This is a genomic window from Terrabacter sp. P2_E3 (genome assembly GCF_056403915.1).
On sequence record NZ_JBFUEN010000028.1, the window covers coordinates 1 to 2,298 of the forward strand.

At 72.9% G+C, this 2,298-nt stretch carries 2 protein-coding genes; one reads left to right on the plus strand and one right to left on the minus strand.

Translation table 11 applies throughout. From position 1 onward, the window contains the following. Positions 1–1,219: HNH endonuclease signature motif containing protein (locus tag AC1DW8_RS22565; RefSeq protein ID WP_478095938.1), on the plus strand; the 1,219-nt coding region annotated here is incomplete at its 5' end. On the opposite strand, the gene AC1DW8_RS22570 is transcribed toward AC1DW8_RS22565, so the two are convergent. Continuing rightward, positions 1,190–2,176, minus strand: a complete 987-nt coding sequence (locus tag AC1DW8_RS22570; RefSeq protein ID WP_478095939.1) for an IS481 family transposase — start codon at positions 2,174–2,176, stop codon at positions 1,190–1,192. The two genes, AC1DW8_RS22565 and AC1DW8_RS22570, sit on opposite strands and share 30 nt — an antisense overlap. Between the last annotated feature and the right edge of the window lie 122 nt (positions 2,177–2,298).

Sequence of the window (2,298 nt, forward strand, 5' to 3'; positions counted from 1 at the left end):
CGCCAAGGCGCGCCTCGAGGCCGACCTGCTCGCCGCGTACGGCGCGCTGGCCGGCATCGAGGCCCAACAGGTCGACGCCCTCCCGGCCGGGGCCGTCGCCCGGGTGTCCGCGCGGGTCTCGCCCGAGCGGGTCGTCACCGAGGAGATCGCCCTCGCGACCGGGGTCGGCGCCGGGGAGGTCGCCCGCCGGCTGGCGCTGGCCACCGCACCGCGGCGGCACCGGGTCGTCCTCGGTGCGCTGCGCGCCGGTCGGTTGTCGCTGCACCGGGCGCTGCAGGTCGCCTCCGACACCGCCCAGCTCCCGGACGCGGACGTGACCGCCGTCGCGCAGGCGGTGCTCGCCCCGTCCCGGGACGGGCAGCCCGTCCCGCAACGGACCTTCACCGCCCGCCTGCGACGCGCGGTCGCGTCGGTCGATGCCCGCGGCGCCCAGGAACGGCACGCGCACGCCAGGTCCCGGCGCGGGGTGTTCGGCCGGCTCACCGACGACGGGATGGGCTGGCTCACCGTGACCACCGACGCCGCGAGCGTCGCCGCCGTCATGGACCGCCTCGACACCACCGCCCGAGGACTGCGCGGCGCGGGCGATGCCCGCAGCCTCGACCAGCTCCGCGCCGACCTCGCCACCGACGCCCTGCTGCACCGACCGGCCCACCCCGGACCCGCGTCGGGTGAGGCTGAAGGTGGCACGGATGGTGAGACGGCGGGTGAGGCGGCGGCGCTGGCGTGGATCGTCGTGCCGTTCGAGGTCGCCACCGGGCAGGCCGACACTGCCTGCGAGGTCCCCGGCCACGGCTGGGTCACCGCCACCCACGCCCGGGAGATCATCACCCGCCCCGGATCCGTCTGGGCAACCCTGCCCGTCGACCTGCCCACCGGCCGGGCCCTGTCCCGCCCGACCCGCAGCTACCGCCCGACGCGCGCCATGGTCGAGCACGTCCAGGCCGTCGACGGGGTCTGCCGCGGACCCGACTGCCACGTCCCGGCCACCCGCTGCGACCTCGACCACGAGACCCCCTGGCCCACCGGACCCACCAGCGTCGGCAACCTCAACGCCAAACACCGCCTCCACCACAACCTCAAGACCGACGGCATCTGGACCTCCACCCCGACCCCCGACGACGGCCTCACCTGGACCACCCTCACCGGCCGCACCTACACCACCCACCCCAAGAACTGGCGCGACGGCCTAGCTGTACTGACCCGACAGGTTGGTTAAGCGGGTGATGGGTGGCTTGTTCCCGCAGGCGGTGTGGGGTCGGTGGTGGTTGTACTCGTGGAGCCATGCTGGCAGGGCCGCCCGTCGCTCGTCCTCTGAGGTGTAGCAGTGGGCGTATCCCCAGCCGTCGGCGAGGGTGCGGTGGAAGCGTTCGATCTTGCCGTTGGTCTGGGGCCGGTAGGGCCGGGTGCGTGAATGCTTGATGGCCAGTTCGGCGCAGGTGTCGCGCCACAGGTGGGAGCGGTAGGCGGAGCCGTTGTCGGACAGCACCCGCTCGGTCCTGATCCCGCGGAGGGCGAACCAGCTCACCGCGCGGCGTAGGACCGCGACAGCGGTGGTGGCGGTCTCGTCGTCGTGGACCTCGGCGTAGGCCACTCGGGAGTGGTCGTCGATGACGGTGTGCACGAATGCGTGGCCCATTTTCGGGTTGCGGTGGTCGTTCCTGGGTTTGCCCGGCGTTGCGGCGCGGTTGCGCTTTCCCTGGGTGCGCCCGACGTAACGCCAGCCGCCGCCGTCGGGGATGTTGCCCAGCTTCTTGACGTCCACGTGCAGCATCGCCCCCGGGTGCTCGTGCTCGTAGCGGCGCACCGGCTCACCGGTGGCCCGGTCGACATGCGAGAGCCGGTTCAGGCGGCAACGGGTCAACACGCGGTGTGCCGTCGAGGGCGCGACGCCGGTCAGGGCGGCGAGCTGGACCGGGCCCAGGCGTTTACGCAGCCGCAACGCCACGATCCGCTTGGTCGTCGCCGGGAGGGTCTTGGCCGGCATCGACCGGGGTCGGCTGGACCGGTCGGTCATCGTCTCCCCGGCGGCGTACCGCTCGGCCCAGCGTTTGACCGTGGGCCACGAGCACTGGAACCGGGCCGCAACCTCCGCGATCGGCACGTGCTGGTCGACGACGAGCTGGGCCACCCGGAGCCGGGCGCGTGGGGTGAGGGCAGCGTTAGCGTGGGACACGAGGGCCTCCTGTTTGGCGAAGTGAACCTTGAGCAGTTCCACTCCACCGCGGGAGGCCCTCCCACGTCAGCAGCTCAGAGCGATGAGTCGCATTCCCTCAACCAACGTGCCCGGTCAGTACA